Origin of the sequence: Arenimonas caeni, from assembly GCF_003024235.1 — a bacterium.
GTDB classification, from domain to species: Bacteria; Pseudomonadota; Gammaproteobacteria; order Xanthomonadales; family Xanthomonadaceae; genus Arenimonas; species Arenimonas caeni.
This window is the reverse complement of the sequence record NZ_KZ679104.1, coordinates 1-17,877: the sequence shown is the minus strand read 5'-3', so window position 1 is coordinate 17,877 and position 17,877 is coordinate 1. Positions and strand designations below refer to the sequence as shown.

Here is a 17,877-nt window from a genome sequence, read left to right as displayed (position 1 = left end):
AACAATGAACACGAAAGCAGCGGTTGTTTCCAGACAGATCGCTTGGGCGAGATCAATCGGCCTTGAGCCTGACGACAAAGGCTATCTGGCCAGCTACGAGGAGAATCTCTTCCAGTCCATGAGGCCAGCCACGAAATCAGCCTTCCTCAGTGGCAGCGGCTCCGAACTCCAGGACTCGCCCTCATCACCCGCCAAGATGAGGGCGCTTCATTCCTCGTCTGCCCTTGCGGTGAACTTCTTCGATTTCTGGGCAGGAGTGGCGAACACCCATCTGCTTTCGGCTCTTGGATTGCCCGATACCAAAAATGCTTTGGTTCGATTCGAGGCCCAGTATCCGACAGGGCTACCCGGCAACCCTCCCAACCTCGACGTTGTCATTGAGCTCTCCGGCGGAGACGTCGTTGGCATTGAAAGCAAGTTCACGGAGTGGCTGACGCCGAAGAAGGGCAGCGCCCCCGTCTTCAAGGAGAAATACTTCCCAGCTGGCGAGGGCGTATGGAGCAGGGCCGGTTTACAGCAGTGCCAGAAGCTCGCCGGGAGCATGCAATCGAAGGATGTTCAGTTCACACATCTGGATGCCAGCCAGCTCTTGAAGCATTCGCTTGGGCTGGCCGTGAACTTGGGCAGGGCTTTCCGCCTCTTTTATATCTACATGGATTGCGAAGGGCCGGAGGGTACGCTGCACCGTTCGGAGATCAGTTCATTCGCCGATGCCGTGGGATCGGAGATCGGATTTATGGCCATGTCCTATCAGGAGCTCTTTTCCGCATTGAACGCTAAGGAAGCTGGCAGTGCGGATTACCGGAACTACCTCAGGGCACGATATCTGCAGGCGGCCTCTTGATCCGGCCCTAGGGAGTCCGACCACCGGGTTCATAGGTCATGACCCAAGGCGGGTACGACGCTCCGTACGCCCCTGATGGGACAAGGCATGGACGCACCGGATAAATCCATTCTCCCTGGGTCTCTTGTCACAGCCGCGGGCACCGCGGAAATACAACGCTTTATCGGCAATCAGAACGAAGCACTCACCGAGGCCTAGCCGAGGGGAACCAACTCGCTGCTGTCATCGTCAAGCCTGCACCAGCGCCAGGCGACCGGCGAATCATCTGCCCACGCCCCGCGGTTCCCCAGGATCAATAGGTACTCGGCACCATCTCCGTCCGCACCATGGACTTCGCGGAGCATGCCTCGTAATTGTTGGATCTTTCTAGGCGCCCAATCCCGCTTGGCTCCTGCCTGGCCGCGTCCCAGCTTTTCGTCGTACTCGTTTTCGCAGAAGTCATAGCCGATGATGACCTTCAGCTTGGCGTACCAGAAAAGCAGCTTCCACATCTCTTCTTCCAGATTTCCCTTATTCTCGTGCTCGACAAGCACGTCCAGCCGCGACGGATACCAAAGACGGTGTCCATCCGAAGCGACTGATCCGTCGGGATAGATCAGCTCCTTCCCAGAAACGAACAGCGCGTCAATCGTGTACCACTCCCGCTTGTATTCCAGCGCCAAGTCCAGCGTGTTGGCCAAGTGATGGCAAGCGTCCTGGAGGACACCGCCTTCCCCGAGCATGGTCTTGGTCCGGAGGGGCGGGACCGTATAACACTCCTTGATAGCTTCCCGATGGCCTGACTCCGCCGCCCGGAAAGCGGTGATGAACTCCTCTGACAGTCCGTTCGTGGCCATTTTCTCGCCTTTATCCTTGCCTTGATCCTGTGGAGCAACGGTTCTCAGTGTGCCTTCTGGAGAACACCAGCCCCGCTATCTTGCCCGCTCCCAATCATGAGCGCAGGAAGGTCCAAACGCTGACCAGGGCCAGCGTGTCCCGTTCGCAATAGCGCAGCAACTGAGCCTTGAGGGACTCCCTCCGCTCGAACGGGCAACGGGAATCGATTGCCTCTTGATATGCCGCCATGGCCATCCCTCCGTCCTGCACACCATCGAGGCCTTCGTAGTGAAGATCTGCCGCGATCGTGGGCAATAGAGCCTTGATGCTCCAACTCCCCTCCTGCGCCGGATGGTAGTAGTGGTCCATCACGACGGGTAGCAGGTCCCGCAATCGCGTGACCAGAGCAGTCAATGATCCGGAGAGTGCTGGGTACCGTTGGGCAAGCTCCATGATCCGCGCCCGCTCAAACCCCACGTTGTAAACGTAAATCGGCCCGCGCTTTCCGCAGGCTGCCACCAGCGCCTCCGCAAACCCCCGCGACGGATCCTCGCCGCTCAGGTCCAGATGGGACGTGTGCTCCAGCGCGCCCGACATCGAGAGCCGATGCAGGCTGAACTGGAACGGGATCTGCTGGTAGGGCCGTTTTCCCGCCCATCTGGGAACGGCGAACATCACCGTCTCGAAGTCAAGGAAGTACGCCGGCCGGCCATCGCCTGCCAGCGCCCGCCGGGCGCCTGCCTTGTCGAAGTAGGGTTTGCCCGACAGCGTCACATCCTTCACCCGGCGCTGGCGCTCGTTTAGCAGCCCATCCGGCACATCGGCCATCTCGATGGCCGGGCCTGAATCAAGGAAGGCCCGCAGCGCTGCCGTCTGGACGCGCGGCAAGCATGCCGCCGGCACCGTGGCCGGGGGCTCCCTTGCGCTGCAGTACCCATGGAAACCGCACTCGTAGGGCGTGCTGCAATGCCGCCCGGTCCGGACGTCCGGCTCCTTGGGCTGGTCGACTATCGCGTGCGCCTCCTTGATCCACCGGCGCACCTCCTTGCCCCGGTCCAGCGCCTCGTTGCTCAGGTCCGCCTCGACCAGCAGGCCCGAGTAATCGCCGCGCCCCCGATAGGTCCATCGGCTGTCGATGTGCGCCACGGCGACCTCGGCCAGGTCCACGCCCGACTCCGTCGCCAGCAGCGCCTGGGTGGCGACGTCGTCACGGTGGTAGTCCTTCACCGAGGTCGAGGACTTGACCTCGACCATGCGCCAGGCCGTCCGGCCCTTCCGGCGGACCGGCAGCAGCACGTCCGCGAAGGCCCGCACCCTCCTGGCGACAAAGCCGGCCTCGAAGATCGGCACGCGCGTTGGCAGCAAAGCCTTGGTCTGCTTGATCGCCCCGTCCACGCCGAGGACATCCAGGTCCAGCAGTGCGCCCTTGCCTTGGGGGTCATAGATGCGTCTCGCGATCTCGCCCACTTCGTGGCCGGCATCGAATCGCGCCTGCGAAGAGGCGGAGTCCTCGCGCAGGTCCGGCCGGTGCACCTCCAGCCAGAGCCTCCGGGGGCACTGGCGGTAGGCCATGAGCTTCGACTTGGAGAGCGTTTTCTTGGCCATTACCCCAGGTCCTCGTCTTGGACAGGCCTCAACGTTGCCCTTTCGCTGCGACATCCGATGTCGCAGGCATGGCGCACCCTTCGCAACCCCAGCAATACAGAGGAAGGGCGATGCGCCACCGTCAGTCTCCACTCGTCGAAGGGTTCGGCCTCGGCAAGGACTTCCTTGCCCGCATCTGCGGGAGCCTACCGCAGCTTTTCGTCTGCCGGGCGCTCACCGTCACGGGAGTGGTCGGCGGGACGGAGCTGGCGAACCAGCTGGCCGGGCCAAGCGGAAACGACCCGCTGCCCGCGCTTTTCGGTTACCTCGGCATCCGCGGTGAGTGCACAAGCAAGCCTTTTGAAGAGGTGATCGAGACAAGGATCCAGGCACTTTGTGCGGAGCCGGCGGACGGGGGCATCCTCCTTCGCAACCTTCAACTGCTCGGCCGCGAAGCCGGGCTGGGCGAACTCGAAACCCTGCTTCTCTTCCTTCGAATCGCCAGCCGGCTCGATGGCACGCTGCATGCCGCCATTCGCCCGCTGCTGCTGGACTGCATCGATACGGTCATGCGGCTCAACCTCGACATCCTGCTCGGCGTGGAAGCAGGAACGTCGGAATCGTTGCTAGACCCGAAGGCACCGCTCGCGCGATCTGGCCTGCTCGTGGCCCGCCGATCCATCGGCTCGCCGCTCGAGGCCCGGCTGGAGATTCCCCAGGGCCTGATGGCGGGCCTGCTCAGCCCCCTCGAGTCCGCCGCCGAGGCCATTTCGCGGCTGGTGCCGCGGGCGCCGAAAGGCAGCCTGGAGCGCTCCGACTTCGCCCACATCGACCAGGATGTGCGGATGCTGCAACAACTGCTGGGCAAGGCCATCGAAGACCGGCGCGTGGGCGTGAACGTACTGCTGCATGGCCCTCCCGGCGTGGGCAAAACTGAATTGGCGGATGTGCTGGCCCGCGCGCTCGGAGCCTCGCTTTTCGTGATCCCCGCCTTCGCTGATGGCGACACGCAGGACCCGATGGAACGGCTGCGCCAGTACCGCATGGCCCAGGGCCTGATCCAGTCGGCCGGGCGCTCGCTGGTACTGCTAGACGAGGTCGAGGATCTGTTCCCCTATGCCCCGTGGGACCGGAAGGACATCCCCTCCAAAGCCCTGATGAACGACACGCTCGAATCCAATCTCTCGCCCGCGCTGTGGCTCTCCAACCGCATCAGCCATATGGATCCGGCCTACCTTCGTCGATTCGACCTGATACTCGAGATCAAGCCACCGGGGCGGGAGCTACGCAAGGCCCTGCTCTGCCGATCCCTGCCCGAGCTGAGAGACAACGAACCCTGGTTGACCGAGGCCGTGGCCGACCGGCGCATCAGTCCCGCCACGCTGGTGCGGTTCGGGCGATCGGTCGCCAGCATGAAGCCCGCCAGCGCGCCGGAAGCGGCCGCTTGCTTCAGCCACATGAGTCGGCAGTTCCTGTCGGCGCTGGGAGGCGCGACGGAAACGCTTGGATCCGGCCGCCTGGCCACCGGCGACTTCGACCTGTCCTGGCTCAACCCCGACGCCGACCTGGGACGCGTGGCCAGCCGAATCCGCAGCGTCCCCGGTGCCCGGATCCTCCTGCATGGCCCGCCTGGGACCGGAAAGACACGCTTCGCGCACCATCTTGGCCAACTGCGGGGCGTCATGGTGCGGGCCAAGAGCGCATCGGACCTCCTCTCGCCCTACGTGGGGGAAACCGAGGCGAACCTCCGGCAGATGTTCGACGAGGCGGCACGCGAAGGCGACCTGCTCCTGCTCGATGAGGCCGACAGCTTCCTGTCGGCCCGCCTGGGCGGGCAGCCACGTTGGCAGAGCACCCAGACCAACGAACTGCTGACCTGCATGGAGCGGTTCGAAGGCGTTTTCGTCTGCACCACGAACCGCCTGGACCAGCTGGATCCTGCGGTGATGCGCCGCTTCGACCTCAAGGTGGGTTTCGCGGCGCCAACGCCCGACCAGCGGGCCCGCATGGTGGCCTGGCTGTTCTCCCAATTCAGACTGCCCTGGGACCAAGCCACCCAGGCGACCCTGGGGCCGCGCTCGGGCAGGCTCTCAGGGCTGGTGCCAGGCGACATTGCCACCGCAGCGCGAAAACTTCGCCTCGTTTCCGATGCGCCATCGGCCCAGGATGTGCTGCAGGCGCTGGAGGAGGAGTGCGCCTACCGCTCCGGCAATGCGCGTCCGATTGGCTTCGTCTACTGATGGGAACCCAAGCCCCCGGTGTTACCGTACTCCTGAGTCCCTTGCATATCCTGCCCTCGATGTCCTCCGCCAAGGAAACCCTCCACCGCCAGTGGCTGATGCTCCAGTGGATTCCCCGGCATCCGCAGCGCACGACGGCGCGCGAGCTGTCCGAGCGACTGGCGGCCGAGGGCTATGAAGTGAGCAAGCGGACAGTGGAGCGAGACCTCGACTCGCTCAGCGCTGCTTTCCCGTTGGTGGCCGACGAGCGTGAGAAGCCATTCGGCTGGAGCTGGCAGCGCGATGCGCCGGCGTTCTCCCTTCCCGGGATGTCGCCGCTGCAGGCGATGGTCCTGCAGCTGGCCCGCTCGCACCTCCAGGGGCTGCTGCCCACGCACCTGATGGACCAGCTGGCGCCTTACTTCGACCAGGCCTCGCTGACCCTGTCCCAGGTGCCCAACCGAGGACTGGCCAGCTGGAGCGACAAGGTCGAAACCATCGCCCCCAACCAGCCGCTGCTGCCGCCGCTGGTGGATGAGGCCGTGCTCGCCACGGTCCACCTCGCGCTGCAGCAGGATCGGCAAGTAAGGATCGAGTACCGCGCGCGTGGCAGCGGCGAGGCCAGGACCCACCGGATCCATCCCCTGGGTTTGGTCCAGCGAGGTCCGGTCACCTACCTGATCTGCCGGTTCGGCCAGCACGAGGACATCGCCTCGCTGCCCCTTCACCGCATGCTGTCGGCCGAGGCCGTCGAGGATCCCGTGGAGCGGCCGGATGGCTTCAACCTGCATGACTTCGTGCACGGCGGCGCGATGGGCTTCTTCGATCGCGGACCGATCCGGCTCGTGCTTCGGATGGAAACCCCCGCGGCCGAGCACCTGCGCGAAACCCGGCTCAGCGAAGACCAGGTGATCGTGGCCGATGCCGATCCGGATTGGGTCGTGATCACGGCCACGGTGCGCTACACCTCCCAGTTGGTCTGGTGGATCAACAGCTTTGGTGAGCAGGTCGAAGTGCTCGAACCCGAAGATCTCGAGGCATGAGCAGTTCCAGCCAATGGGTGCTGCAGGATCGCCTTGCCGGCGGGCTGGTGGGTTTGCTGGTGGGGGACGCTGTTGGCGTGCCTTACGAGNCCCCCCCCCGACGAGTTGGACATGGTGCCGCCGAAGGGTTTCCGCCGGGCGCACCTCGGCGTCAGTCCGGGCACGTGGAGCGACGACGGCGCCCAGGCCCTTGTCCTGCTCGACAGCCTTCTGTCGCGTTCCGGCCTCGAACTGACGCACTTTGCCGACGGCCTGCGACGCTGGCTGCACGAGGGGTTCTATGCCGTTGGCGGACAAGTCTTTGATGTTGGCATCCAGACGAGCAAGGCCATTAATCGGCTCGCCCAAGGCGTCCCGCCCGAGCAAGCCGGGCCCTGCGAGGAGGGCAATAACGGCAATGGCAGCCTCATGCGTGTGCTGCCCCTGGCACTCTGGCACCAGGGCCCGGACGAGGAGCTGGCCATCCTGGCCGGCCGGCAGTCGCTGCCCACCCATGGGCATCCGCGCTCCCAGGTAGCCTGTGCGTTCTACTGCCTGTGGGCACGGGCCACCCTGGCCGGCCAAGCGGATGCCTGGGCCTGGGCAGATGGCAGGCTGCGCGAGCTCGGCGCGGCGGCCGGATTGCCTTCGAACGAGATCGAGCTTGTTCTGGACCCGGCCCATGCCGCCAAGGCAGGCGGTACCGGCTATGTCGTGGACTGCCTTTGGTCCGCCCGCCAGGCGGTTGAGACGACCGGGGATTTCCGGGAATGCATCAGGCGGGCGGTCGCCTTCGGTCATGACACCGACACCACGGCCGCCGTGGCCGGCGGCATCGCCGGCCTTCGCCATGGGTTCAAGGGCATTCCGTCGACCTGGCGAGACGGCCTGCTTGGCGTGGGGCTATACCAACCGCTGCTCGATGGCTTGCTCAAACGCCGATTGCCGGCCCGCCCCGTGGACGTCGCAGTGAAGACCTCGGCGTCGCATCCGATCCGGGTGGCCACGTTGAAAGCGGGGGCTGGCCGAATCGGTGTCACCTTTTGCCCCGGCAAGAAGCAGCGCAACGCGATCTCCGGTGCCTGGGACCGGGACCTGGCGACGGACCTCGCGGCTCTCGGCTCGTGGGGCGCCAGGCATCTGGTCACCCTGATCGAGGACCACGAATTCGTGGAGCTGCAGGTCGAGGACCTGCCGCAGCAGGCGGCCGCACACGGGATGCGCTGGCATCACCTTCCGATCGTCGATGAACAGGCACCCGATCGACGCTTCGAGCAGGCGTGGCGCGCGGTTTGCCCGCAGTTGCTGGAGGCCCTGCGTACCGGCGACGGCATCATCGTCCACTGCAAGGGCGGCCTTGGCCGTGCCGGTACCGTTGCGGCAAAGCTGCTAATGGCCGCCTTGCCCGATGTCGAACCCGCCGAGGCGATGGCCCGCGTGCGGGCCGTACGCCGAAATGCCATCGAAACGCGGGTACAGGAGATTTACCTGCACACGCAGCGCTAGCGCGGACCCGGCGATTGCTGCGACATGGACTGACGCAGGCCAGCCCGAGAATGGGCTCCCAAGAGGAGAGCCCCATGCGGAAGAAGCGCGCACGCATCGAAGAGTCGGTAGTGGAAGACCCGATGGCGGTTGGTCTGCCGGAGGTGGTTCGGGCCTGGATCCTCCGGACCCTCATCAAGCTCGGCGCGCGACGCCGGGTCGTCGATCCCGACGAAATGGGGGCGATCGTGATCCTGGAGGCATTGGGGCTCGACACCCTGCCCGGCGACTCGCCGGCCAAGCCACTCGCCCTGCTGTCGAAACTCAGGGCCATGGCGGCCCGCTACCCCGATGACATCTCTGGCATGCCGCTGCCGTCGCAGCTGGCGATCAACATCGACCGCGTGGGCGACCTGTTGGGCCTGACCCGGGTCGAGCGCCTGCTGCTGGCGTTTGCCGTGCTGGTGCAAACCGAGCCGGTGCTGGGGGAAACCCTTGACCTGCTGGGCTCGCTGGCGACGTCCCGCATTCCGCGCGCCCTGGCCGTGATCCTCTGCGTCCCGGAGCCGGAGGTCCGCGAAGCCCTGGCCGCGCGCGGCACCCTCTGCCGAACGGGCCTGCTGACCGTCGACAGGGAAAACACCACCTACCTCCAGCACAAGGTGGACGTGCTTTCCGGTGGCTTTGCCGAACGGATGACCACGCTGGATGCGGACCCCGTGGACCTGCTTCGCGACAAGGTCTTTCCTTCACAGGCGCCGACCCTTGGGCGGCCCGACTTTCCGCATGTCGACGAGTTGGCCGGACTGGCCCGGGACCACCTGGCGAACGCGCTGGAAACACGCCGCCTCGGCACGAACCTGCTCGTTCACGGCGTGCCAGGGGTCGGAAAGACCGAGTTCGCGCGCATGCTGGCCGCCGAGCTGGGTGTCGAGCTGTTCGAGATCAGCTCGGAGGACGAAGACGGCGATCCGATCGATGGCGACCGGCGGCTTCGGGCCTACCGGGCAGCACAAGGCTTCTTTGCCAATCGACGACTGCTGTTTCTGTTCGATGAAGCGGAAGACGTGTTCCTGGGGGATGGCGGCTTCTTCATGAGCCGGAGCTCCGCACAGCGCCGCAAGGCGTGGATGAACCGCATGCTGGAGTCCAACCCCACGCCGACGATCTGGGTGACCAATCGCGTCGACTGCCTGGACCCTGCCTTCGTACGTCGGTTTGATGTGGTGGTCGAACTTCCGAACCCTCCGCAGTCGAGACGCGAAGAAATCATTCGACGGACGATCGAGGAGCCGATCGAGGACTCGCTGGTGGGGCGCCTTGCGGGCAGCCAACAACTCACGCCGGCCATCGTGCACCGGGCGGCATCGGTGGTGGCCGCCTGCAATTCAGAGACCTCTACGACGGAAAGGTCTCGCGCGATGGAGCTCCTCGTGGACGCCACGCTTCGCGCGCAGGGCCATGCGGGACTCACCAATGGATCCACGCCCGAACTCCCCGAACACTACGACACGCGCTACATCAATGCCGACGAGGACCTCGGCGCCCTTTCCGGCCAGCTGGGACCGAACTCCAGTGCGCGGATCCTGCTCCATGGTCCTCCCGGCACCGGAAAGACGGCATATGCGCATTGGCTCGCCAGGAAACTGGCGGCGCCGATCATCGTGAGGAGGGCATCGGACCTGCTTTCCATGTACGTGGGGCAGACTGAGCAGAACATTGCGGAGTCCTTTGCCCAGGCCGCAAGGGAAAGCGCCGTCCTGCTTATTGATGAGGTGGATGGATTCCTCAACGATCGCCGCCAGTCTCGATTCTCCTGGGAGACCACACTGGTCAATGAAATGTTGACCCAGATGGAGTCCTTCCCCGGCATCTTCATCGCATCGACAAACCTCGACGGGGCGCTAGACCCGGCTTCGTGGCGCAGATTCGACCTCAAGGTTGGCTTCCAGCACCTCCGTCCGGAACAAGCATGGGCCCTCTTTCAGCGCGCCTGCGAGTCGGCGGGCTTTGCGACAGCCGAGCCCGAGCTTGAGTCATTGGTTCGGGGGCTATCCCGTCTATCTGCAGGAGATCTTCACGCAGTGTTGCGCAGAAACCGAATTGCGCCACTCAGGGACGCGAGGGCGCTTTACGCCCAGTTGCTGAAGGAACAGAGCTACAAGGGACCCTGCGAACGGAAGATGGGTTTTATTTGACGCGCGCAAAGCGGTCCCAGCCTTGTGAGGCTAGGGCCACTCCATTGACTCCTGTTGAAGCCCTCTACTCAGTATTCCGGCTGAGGCCCTAGACCGGTTCAGTCTCCTCCATCCAGAGATCCATTGATCCACTAGGCAGGGCCAATAGATATTGCCATCATCGAGACCAGATGAGATTTGGCAGAAGACAGATCTAGCCTCGTCAACGCCCGACGCCGGCGGGCCGTATTCAGCGCTGAGATCTCTAATGGTCCATGCGCCCAATCTTTTGAGGGTCCGATGTCTAGAGGAATTCCACGCCATGAGATTTCTCGCGCCGTCCTTCGTGGAATGAAGCACGCCGCGAAATCATGGCATGCGCTTCACGGCACTTGGGCCAACAAGGCACCAGAGTACTGGTTCACTGTTAGCGTCGCCCAATCCTTGCAGGGCGAACTCGACGACTCGCGAAAATGGGTCTGTGTAGAGCCCAAAATCAGCGAAATGGTAGATGCCAGATCGAGCCGGCTAGTGGATGGTCATTCCTCTGATCTCAGGCTGAATGGTCGTTGCGACCTCGCAGTGCAAAGAGTGAATGAAGATTTCTTTGCCGCCGTTGAGATAAAAATTCGCGCTTATGCATTCACAAAAGCGATTGAGAAGGACATTCGCCGCCTCTGTTTTCTACTTGACCGGCGAGTGGACAGCAAGCTTTCGATTTGCTGTCTAGCCATTTACACGGACGCCTCCAGGGCAAGCAGGGGTGGTGCAAAGAAGAAGATTGCAGAACGGTTTGATGATTTCGCGAGCCGCACGAGGTCGATCGCCTCCAGCACTGGATTGCGAGTGACCTGCGACTCAAGAATAGGTCGCGATCCAGATGCCGGGAAGCGTCGCGCCGATCTGGACCACTGGGGAGTTCAATGCTTAAGCATTACCAGATGAGAATCCAGCTATGACAGCCTCGCAAGCAGATGCCGAGAGTGGAACGATGACTGACGTTGGAAGAATCGCGGCCGCGATTATCGCAAGATTTCCGCAGTGCATATTAGAACGTCACCTCGAGAGATTCGAGTGGAGAGGCGATAGCTGGGAGTCTGCATGGTTGAAGAGAGAGGAGCTATCGAAGCAACTTTGCCTAGCCCTTGAGTCTGCGGAACAGGAAAGCCTTTTGGCAGCGCTTCGTGCTATCCACTCTTGGGGATTCGCGAAGGCATCCGTGTTTCCCGCAGCCATTGAGAGGAGAGTTGACGAGGCTGGGGCCGTCCTTATTGAAATCAGGAGCGAACTATCCCTGAACAAGGTCAATGGACTACTTAATGTTCCTGGCGTGGGGATTGCTACAGCGAGCAAGTGGATATGCCTTCTCGATCAGTCGGCATTCGCGATCTACGATTCCCGAGTGTCAGTAGCGCTCCGAGAAATCTGCGTGGACGAAAAGCGATGCTTCCCCATACTCCCTCCTTGGAAAGGAAGTAACTCATGGCCTCAGGACTATGTCACGAAAGAGAGGATGGCGACCTACTACCTGAGGTACATTGAGGCGCTTCGGGAAGTTAGCGAGTCCTACACGGCCATGAGTCCGGCAAGAATAGAAATGGCCTTGTTCATGGCCGGAAAGGAGCCATGCCCGAGCCAGAGTGCTTGGAAAGCCGATCGAAAGCCGCTGGCTCGTTGACTCTCGGCGGCTTGCTCTCGACTTTCCGCTAATCGTCTTATCGTCGGCGAACACCGTGCTTCCGCCCATAGGGATCGGACTCCTGGCCTGAGACGGATCGTGTAGCCAGCTGGATTCTGAGCGTCGAGCCTGATTCTGGCGGATCAGCGCCTACCCGCCGGACAGGAGGCGGTTTTCCACCTCCACTCCCATGAAACTACTCGTCCACAACCCACTCGGCCTGCAAAGCCAACGTCGCCTTCAGATTATTCGCGACCGCCGTCGCAGTCAGGCGATTCTCGCCGCGGTTCATCTGCTGCGCGATCTGACGAGTGGTCGTCATTCGGACCTCGGGGACATCACTTACCTGGGTCACAATCACCTTCACCTCATCCTCGGCCCTGAAGAGGTCGCCCTGATTGGTCCATGCCTCTCGGTAGCCAATGATCATCGCCCAATCGATGGTCTTAGGTGCCTAGAAGACCCTGGTCGTTTCAAATTACCGAAGATTGCGATGTTGGATGCGCTTCGATATGCCTGCTTACGGCCTCATTAGCCATCCGCTTATGCGTTGGAAAATCAGTACCATAGGATGGGGATACTGTCCGGCGGGGAAACATGACCATAGTCGTCCACGGCGAGAAGGCCAGCCGAACCCACGAGAACCAGATGCTTCAAGCCTTCTTGGAAAGGCTGGAGCCGCGGTGGGGAACCAGTACCGATTGGATTGTCGTCATCGCCAATTCCTTATGGAATGGCGCCGAGATTGACCTAGTTTGCATCCTCCCGTCCGCTATCTACGTCGCCGACTTCAAAAGCCACGGCGGCAAGCTGACCGGTACGGAAAACGGCCCCTGGCTTGCAGACGGCGTATTGGTCAAGGGCGGCCGCAAGGACAACCCCTATCAGCAACTCCGCGACAACAAGTTCTCCACCCTGAACTGGTTGCAATCCAAGGGACTGCTGTCGGGTCGAAATCTGGGCCATATCTCCGCAGGCGTCCTCTTCGCTGGAGACATCCATGACCAAGTAGACCTTTCGCCCAAGGTCCGCTCTTGGTTCTATCCAACAGACCTGAATAGCTGTGCCAGCTTGCTTGAGCGCCTCGCCTCCCCCGAACTGCTGATCGACCGAAGGGAAGCGCTCGATATCGTACATCGACTTGGCGCACAACCCATTGAATGGGTTTCGAGTCGTCCGGCGTTACGGGACATCGATCCAAGGCCGGCGGCACCACATAGGCGCACGCCCTTGACGGAACAACAGCGGGACGCACTAAAGGCGCTCTTAAGTTTCGTCTCTGCGGATAACCTAGTCAGCTTCTCAGTGCTCGGGATGACTTCGACAGGCAAGAGTCGGTTGTTGGTCGATGCTTGCACGGAGATCGAGAAGTTGGGAAGAAGGCCCATTGTGCTTGCACCCAATCGCCGCTTGGCCATGCATGCGCCCGTCGAATCCGAAAGCATATATGCACACCTGTATGGCGGTGCAAAGGCTGAGAACGAGGGGGACGTCGAGGAGAAAGCGAAGTTCGATGTCATCCCCATGCGTCTCTGCACGGACGACGAAGATTGTGTCTATTTGCTGGATGATGCCCATCTGCTAGGCAATTCCCGCTTCACTACGCCTGATGGAAAGCAATACGGATCGGGCTACTTGCTCGACGATTTCCATGCCTTCACGGAGCTGGGAAAGGGGAAACGCAAGGCGGTCTTTTTCGGTGACCCTTACCAGATCCAACGCTCGGGCGATGATGAATCGACATTGCTGGGTGGGTACCAGAAGAGCAGGGAGCTGAAGCACCAATTCCTGGAGCTTTCTCAGGTGATCGATACCACCGGCGGATCCGCCAAGCTGGCCAATGCCGAGCGCTTGGTGAAGGCCATTCGCTCGGAACGATTCGCGGAGCTTGACCTGCTGAAGGACGATGGATTTCGGCAGGTCTATAAACAAGATGGGGCCGCGGAGATACAAGATCGCTATCGTTCTGATCCGTTGTCTGTCTGGTACCTCGCGGAAACCCACGCAAAGGTGAACGCATTCTCTCAATGGGTCCGAGAGCGGCTGCACGGCAAGAAGCTGCTTGCTAGCTTGGAAGTGGGCGATCTATTGGAGATCTATGTCAGTCCCGAGAGCAAGGACGCTATCCTCCCCTCTGGCAGCCGTCGACTAGCGGCATCGGTCGGTGCCAGAGAAACATACGAACAGCCACTGAAAGGTCGTGACGCCCCAATTGCCTTTCATTCGGTTTCTTGCACCCTAGAATTTGGCGAGCCGCATCCGATGGAGATTCTGGAGGAATTTCTCCTCTCCGAGAAGCCGGAACTGAGCGCCAATACTGCCATTGCGGAACGAGTGCGACGCAAGTCGGGAAAACCGACGCCATTGCCGGACTTTGCCTATGTGCGCTATGGCTATGCTTCAACCGTGCACCACGCCCAGGGGATGTCCCGGTCGATTTGTTACGTGAACTGCGATCATGCAGCTGGCCGTCATTCGGAGGGTTTTTTTCGTTGGCTGTATTCCGCGCTCACGGTCGCCGAGCGCGAACTGGTGCTATTGAACTTCACAGAAATCCATCCGTTCGACTCGGCGGTCTGGAACACTGGCGCCGCCGCTATCGCCACGGACATCCCGATTGGCGCAGGCTGGTATTTCGAACCCAACGGCATCGCATCCGAGCGGGACCAGCAGCGCGATCTCCCTCACGGACTGGATCAATCTAGGAACGTGCTCATTTCGGCGGCGGTCTGGTTGCGCGTCGCCAATTCCGCAGAACGCCTTGGCTGGAAGGTGGTCAGGGCCGTCTGTCACCCCTATCACGAGCAGTACGATCTGGCCGGGCCGACTGGTGAGCTTGAACAACTTCGTGTTTCCTACAACGGGAAGAACGTGATATCGGCCATGCACGTCAAGAATTCGGCGTACTTCTCGTTGCTTTGCGAAATTGCGTCCGGATGCCTTGATTTGAATGCCTATTCGGCTGAAGCAGATGCGTTGCGTCGCTCGGCTAGCTCGCGGTTGGGTGCCAAGGGCTGGAAGATCGTATCGGCAATTGAGACTGCCTATCGGCTCCAGATTACAGCGGTTCGCAGCCATGACGAGCGTGCATCGGTTGAGATCAATTTTGACAAGCAGGGGCTCGTCTCCAGCTTGCGTCCCCTCCTAGCCAGCGACCTGAAGTTGTTTGAGGAGATCAAGGAGGCTTTGCTGTGAACTGGGAGGATGTCCGGGACCTCCGCAAGGCCGGGAAACTGAAAGATGCCCGTGATGTGGCTTTGGAGATCCTTATGACAAATCCGGATGACTTCAAGACCCGCTCTCAACTGGAGTGGGTAACTTTTGACGAGATCAAGCGGGTTGTCGCCCGGATTGAATCGGCATTGAAGGACAGCCAGCGCGCTAGTTCTCAAGATCTCAATTTTGTAATGACGCGTTGGGAGGAGTATCAGCAATCCCAGCCTCGCGTTCCGGAAATGGCTTGTTCGATGATCGTCGGGCAGATCATTAAGGTTGCCCATTTGCTACCGAAGTTCGCGGACATAATCTACTGGCTTCGGTTGGACGGGCTCCGCGACGAAGATTGGCAGCCCAATGAGTACCAAGGAAAATCCTATCCCTCCCTAGCCACGAAGATTGCACTGGCCCTGTGCAAATGGATCAAGTCCCACCCGGATACGTCGACGGACGAAGACGTGGATATGGCTTTGGAGTGGATCGACGCCACTAGAAAGGCCGCTACGGGCGACATCCCGCTTTGGCTGAATTGGAATGCTGCAATCCTGTTTCGCAAGAAGGGCGAGTTCCAGCGGGCTACCGAACTTTTGACCAGCGTCATCAAGGCCAAGCGGAACGAGTTCTGGGTCTGGGCGGAAGCCGGGAGGTTGTACCAATCCGAACAGCCAGAACTTGCGTTGGCCTGCTTCTGCCGCGCGCTGGAATGTCCCGCCGAATCCAAGTTTCTGGTGAAGGCGCACCGCGAGTTGGCTGAGTTGCTGGCTGAGCTGGAGGAGTACGCTCAGGCCAGCCGGGAAGTCGCCACCACAATCGATATCCGGCAAGCCGAGGGCTGGCCGATTGGACGGGAGATGGAAGCGTTGATCGCCAGTCCATGGTACGACCCGTCAGCAGAAGGGGCCGAGGACCCGAAGGAGTTCTATGGACGTCATTCGCCTGCTGCGTTGGCGCTCTGTTTCGACATCGTGGAAACGAAGGCAGCCAGCTACCTGGGGCTCCTGATTCCCCACACGCCCAAGGATCCACGTCCAGGCTGGAAACCGAAGCCCCTGTCGCGTTTCGCCATCAAGGATGCACAAGGCCGATCCTGGAGCTTGGTCGGTCCGGGGATAAGAAAGCCGAAGTTCGAGACGGGGGCTCCGCTGACGGTCGTCATCGGGCGCCAGGACGGGGATGACAGGCAGACCATCGTCCACGCTTCAGTCAGATCCGACGGCGAGCAATGGGACTGTCTCGAGCGGGGGACAGGCGTGGTTGTGCGCGAAGCCGCCGATGGAAAGCCACTAAAGGTATTCATTGCGGGGTCTGGCGATGAATTGGGTGTTGATGCTCCCGATGGCAACGTCTTACGAGTAGGAGACGGTATCAAGCTCGGCATGACCCGGAATCCCAAGAACGATCGGCTGGATGCGTTCAACGTGGAGCGGGGCGAATTGCCCGACAGGGACGTCAAGCTTGTCCAGGGCCAGCTTCGCCGAAACCCCAAGGGATTCGCATTCATTGACGATGCCTTCGTCGCGCCCGCGCTGGTTGATTCCATCGACAGCGCCATTGATGAGGTGATGGCCGTGGCTGTGTACGGGAAGCACCCCAAGGAAGACAAGCGCGCGTGGCGCGTAATCTCCCTCAAGCCGCTTACTTGAGGGACTCGAGGTGGCGCACTTGATCGATCAAGTTGCCGATAGGCACGGAACGTCCGCTATTCATGAGCGGACGACAGGCCGGTTTTTGCGGGGAGCGGTCTTCATATGTAATTCTGAGATAGCTGGTCTATCTGCGCTGACCCGCCCCCCATTTTCCGGTCCAGAGTGATGTAGGCGGAGCCCGTCCCAAAGAGGAAGGGGGACATGAAGAAGCGTTACACGGATGAGCAGATCATTTTGGTTCTATAGATCCAAGCCGCCCTGTGCGTTAGTTTCGAACGCAGCATCTCTGAGATAGAGAACCCCACCCTCTTCGACCTTTGTGCCGGTGACGCGACAGCCATCGAGCATGTACTTAGCTGCGTCGGCCACAGTCATGTCTTCAACGATCATCGGCTTCCCCCTCGTGACCTCCACACGACACGACGTTGCGCCTTGGATACCGACCCCCGTCAACTGACCAATAACCTGATTCGGGTCCTTGGCCAACTTGGGTAGCGCATCCAGGTCATCCTTGCTGGGCAAGGGCAGTTCGATCTCGGTGCCATCGACGTTGCACCGAAGGGTCACGCGCGCGCCGGCTTCGCGGAGATGGGCCAGATTCCACAGCAAAGCCATTCGCGAGTCGGGGATATGTAGGGCACGATGGCTCAGGGGCTCGTCGAGAAGTGCGTTTGCCGCAAGTTGCCGCCGGTTCTCCGACAGCGTGCTGATCAGCACTTCCAGCGAGCTCTCCCCTTCAATCAGGGCAACTTGCGGTTCATCGGCCCAGCACAGGTCCTGCTCGTAGCGACCATCTGTGGAGAAAATGCCGCCCAAGAGCGCTGGACCTGCCTTTTCAGCGGCGAGGCTGCTGACGGCTTTGCCGGAGAACCGCAGGATCTCTTCATCGGTGCCTAGCCGTCCCCGGCTTTCCCGCTCCAGATGCGGGTGGTGAACAACGAGGGAGTAGGGCGGATCCTCGGCGGCCACCTGTTCAGGGTGATGGCTCTGGTCGAGCGGGTCGCTCGAGATCTTATGAATTGCGGTTACTGAGGAGTCGGTGATCGGCATGGCAGCTCTTCCTTGAGCCAAGACGCCGGCGGGATGCCGGCCGTGAAACTTGGCCGACACCTATTCAATCTCATGGAAGTCCAATTTGGCGGACCTAACCCCCCCAAATTATGGTTCTTCACCCAAGTCCGGGGAAGGCG

13 protein-coding genes are annotated in these 17,877 nt (G+C 61.4%); 9 read left to right on the top strand and 4 right to left on the bottom strand.

From position 1 onward, the window contains the following. Positions 1–4: 4 nt before the first annotated feature. Entirely contained in the window at positions 5–844 is an 840-nt protein-coding gene (locus C6N40_RS14175) for a PGN_0703 family putative restriction endonuclease (RefSeq protein WP_162782236.1), read from the top strand. Positions 845–1,038: 194 nt separating this feature from the next. Here C6N40_RS14175 and C6N40_RS13280 read toward each other — a convergent pair whose 3' ends face one another. Beyond that, on the bottom strand, positions 1,039–1,680 hold the full coding sequence (locus C6N40_RS13280; protein WP_106991508.1) for a hypothetical protein: 642 nt from the start codon (positions 1,678–1,680) through the stop codon (positions 1,039–1,041). Between the two features lie 94 nt (positions 1,681–1,774). Next, positions 1,775–3,265: a DUF2779 domain-containing protein gene (locus tag C6N40_RS13275; RefSeq protein ID WP_205208618.1), complete on the bottom strand. Its 1,491-nt coding sequence runs from the start codon at positions 3,263–3,265 to the stop codon at positions 1,775–1,777. A gap of 110 nt (positions 3,266–3,375) precedes the next feature. Here C6N40_RS13275 and C6N40_RS13270 point away from each other — a divergent pair, with 110 nt between their 5' ends. From C6N40_RS13270 to C6N40_RS14165, 6 genes are all read left to right on the top strand, one after another. After that, a complete protein-coding gene (locus tag C6N40_RS13270) occupies positions 3,376–5,484 on the top strand; it encodes an AAA family ATPase (protein WP_162782235.1) in 2,109 nt (702 codons plus the stop codon). A 59-nt stretch (positions 5,485–5,543) separates the two neighbouring features. Then, on the top strand, positions 5,544–6,506 hold the full coding sequence (locus tag C6N40_RS13265; RefSeq protein WP_106991506.1) for a helix-turn-helix transcriptional regulator: 963 nt from the start codon (positions 5,544–5,546) through the stop codon (positions 6,504–6,506). Between the two features lie 90 nt (positions 6,507–6,596). Further along, positions 6,597–7,991 (top strand): ADP-ribosylglycohydrolase family protein (locus tag C6N40_RS14350; protein ID WP_205208617.1); only part of this gene is annotated, 1,395 nt, incomplete at its 5' end. 74 nt (positions 7,992–8,065) lie between these two features. After that, positions 8,066–10,168 (top strand): AAA family ATPase, encoded by a 2,103-nt coding sequence (locus C6N40_RS13250; protein WP_162782234.1) that lies wholly within the window; start codon positions 8,066–8,068, stop codon positions 10,166–10,168. A 330-nt stretch (positions 10,169–10,498) separates the two neighbouring features. Beyond that, positions 10,499–11,092: a hypothetical protein gene (locus tag C6N40_RS14170; protein ID WP_162782233.1), complete on the top strand. Its 594-nt coding sequence runs from the start codon at positions 10,499–10,501 to the stop codon at positions 11,090–11,092. A gap of 46 nt (positions 11,093–11,138) precedes the next feature. Beyond that, positions 11,139–11,825 carry a hypothetical protein gene (locus tag C6N40_RS14165; protein WP_162782232.1) on the top strand — a complete coding sequence of 229 codons (687 nt, stop codon included), beginning with the start codon at positions 11,139–11,141 and terminating at the stop codon, positions 11,823–11,825. Positions 11,826–12,021: 196 nt separating this feature from the next. Here the strand turns inward: C6N40_RS14165 and C6N40_RS13245 are convergent, their stop codons facing one another. Next, positions 12,022–12,255, bottom strand: a complete 234-nt coding sequence (locus C6N40_RS13245; RefSeq protein WP_106991504.1) for a hypothetical protein — start codon at positions 12,253–12,255, stop codon at positions 12,022–12,024. Between the two features lie 167 nt (positions 12,256–12,422). Between C6N40_RS13245 and C6N40_RS13240 the strand changes: the two genes are divergently transcribed. Both C6N40_RS13240 and C6N40_RS13235 read left to right on the top strand, forming a co-directional pair. After that, complete coding sequence (locus C6N40_RS13240) at positions 12,423–15,020, top strand: NERD domain-containing protein (RefSeq protein ID WP_205208616.1); 2,598 nt, start codon at positions 12,423–12,425, stop codon at positions 15,018–15,020. Continuing rightward, positions 15,017–16,684 (top strand): DUF7017 domain-containing protein, encoded by a 1,668-nt coding sequence (locus tag C6N40_RS13235; protein ID WP_205208615.1) that lies wholly within the window; start codon positions 15,017–15,019, stop codon positions 16,682–16,684. Before C6N40_RS13240 ends, C6N40_RS13235 begins: the two co-directional genes overlap by 4 nt. 243 nt (positions 16,685–16,927) lie before the next feature. Here C6N40_RS13235 and C6N40_RS13230 read toward each other — a convergent pair whose 3' ends face one another. Then, positions 16,928–17,737 (bottom strand): hypothetical protein, encoded by an 810-nt coding sequence (locus C6N40_RS13230; protein WP_106991503.1) that lies wholly within the window; start codon positions 17,735–17,737, stop codon positions 16,928–16,930. Positions 17,738–17,877: the final 140 nt, after the last annotated feature.

Excerpts from the sequence above, each read along its gene's own strand:
- C6N40_RS14175 (WP_162782236.1), top strand. The coding sequence starts at position 5 with ATGAACACGAAAGCAGCGGTTGTTTCCAGACAGATCGCTTGGGCGAGA.
- C6N40_RS13280 (WP_106991508.1), bottom strand. The coding sequence starts at position 1,680 with ATGGCCACGAACGGACTGTCAGAGGAGTTCATCACCGCTTTCCGGGCG.
- C6N40_RS13275 (WP_205208618.1), bottom strand. The coding sequence starts at position 3,265 with ATGGCCAAGAAAACGCTCTCCAAGTCGAAGCTCATGGCCTACCGCCAG.
- C6N40_RS13270 (WP_162782235.1), top strand. The coding sequence starts at position 3,376 with ATGCGCCACCGTCAGTCTCCACTCGTCGAAGGGTTCGGCCTCGGCAAG.
- C6N40_RS13265 (WP_106991506.1), top strand. The coding sequence starts at position 5,544 with ATGTCCTCCGCCAAGGAAACCCTCCACCGCCAGTGGCTGATGCTCCAG.
- C6N40_RS13250 (WP_162782234.1), top strand. The coding sequence starts at position 8,066 with ATGCGGAAGAAGCGCGCACGCATCGAAGAGTCGGTAGTGGAAGACCCG.
- C6N40_RS14170 (WP_162782233.1), top strand. The coding sequence starts at position 10,499 with ATGAAGCACGCCGCGAAATCATGGCATGCGCTTCACGGCACTTGGGCC.
- C6N40_RS14165 (WP_162782232.1), top strand. The coding sequence starts at position 11,139 with ATGACTGACGTTGGAAGAATCGCGGCCGCGATTATCGCAAGATTTCCG.
- C6N40_RS13245 (WP_106991504.1), bottom strand. The coding sequence starts at position 12,255 with ATGATCATTGGCTACCGAGAGGCATGGACCAATCAGGGCGACCTCTTC.
- C6N40_RS13240 (WP_205208616.1), top strand. The coding sequence starts at position 12,423 with ATGACCATAGTCGTCCACGGCGAGAAGGCCAGCCGAACCCACGAGAAC.
- C6N40_RS13230 (WP_106991503.1), bottom strand. The coding sequence starts at position 17,737 with ATGCCGATCACCGACTCCTCAGTAACCGCAATTCATAAGATCTCGAGC.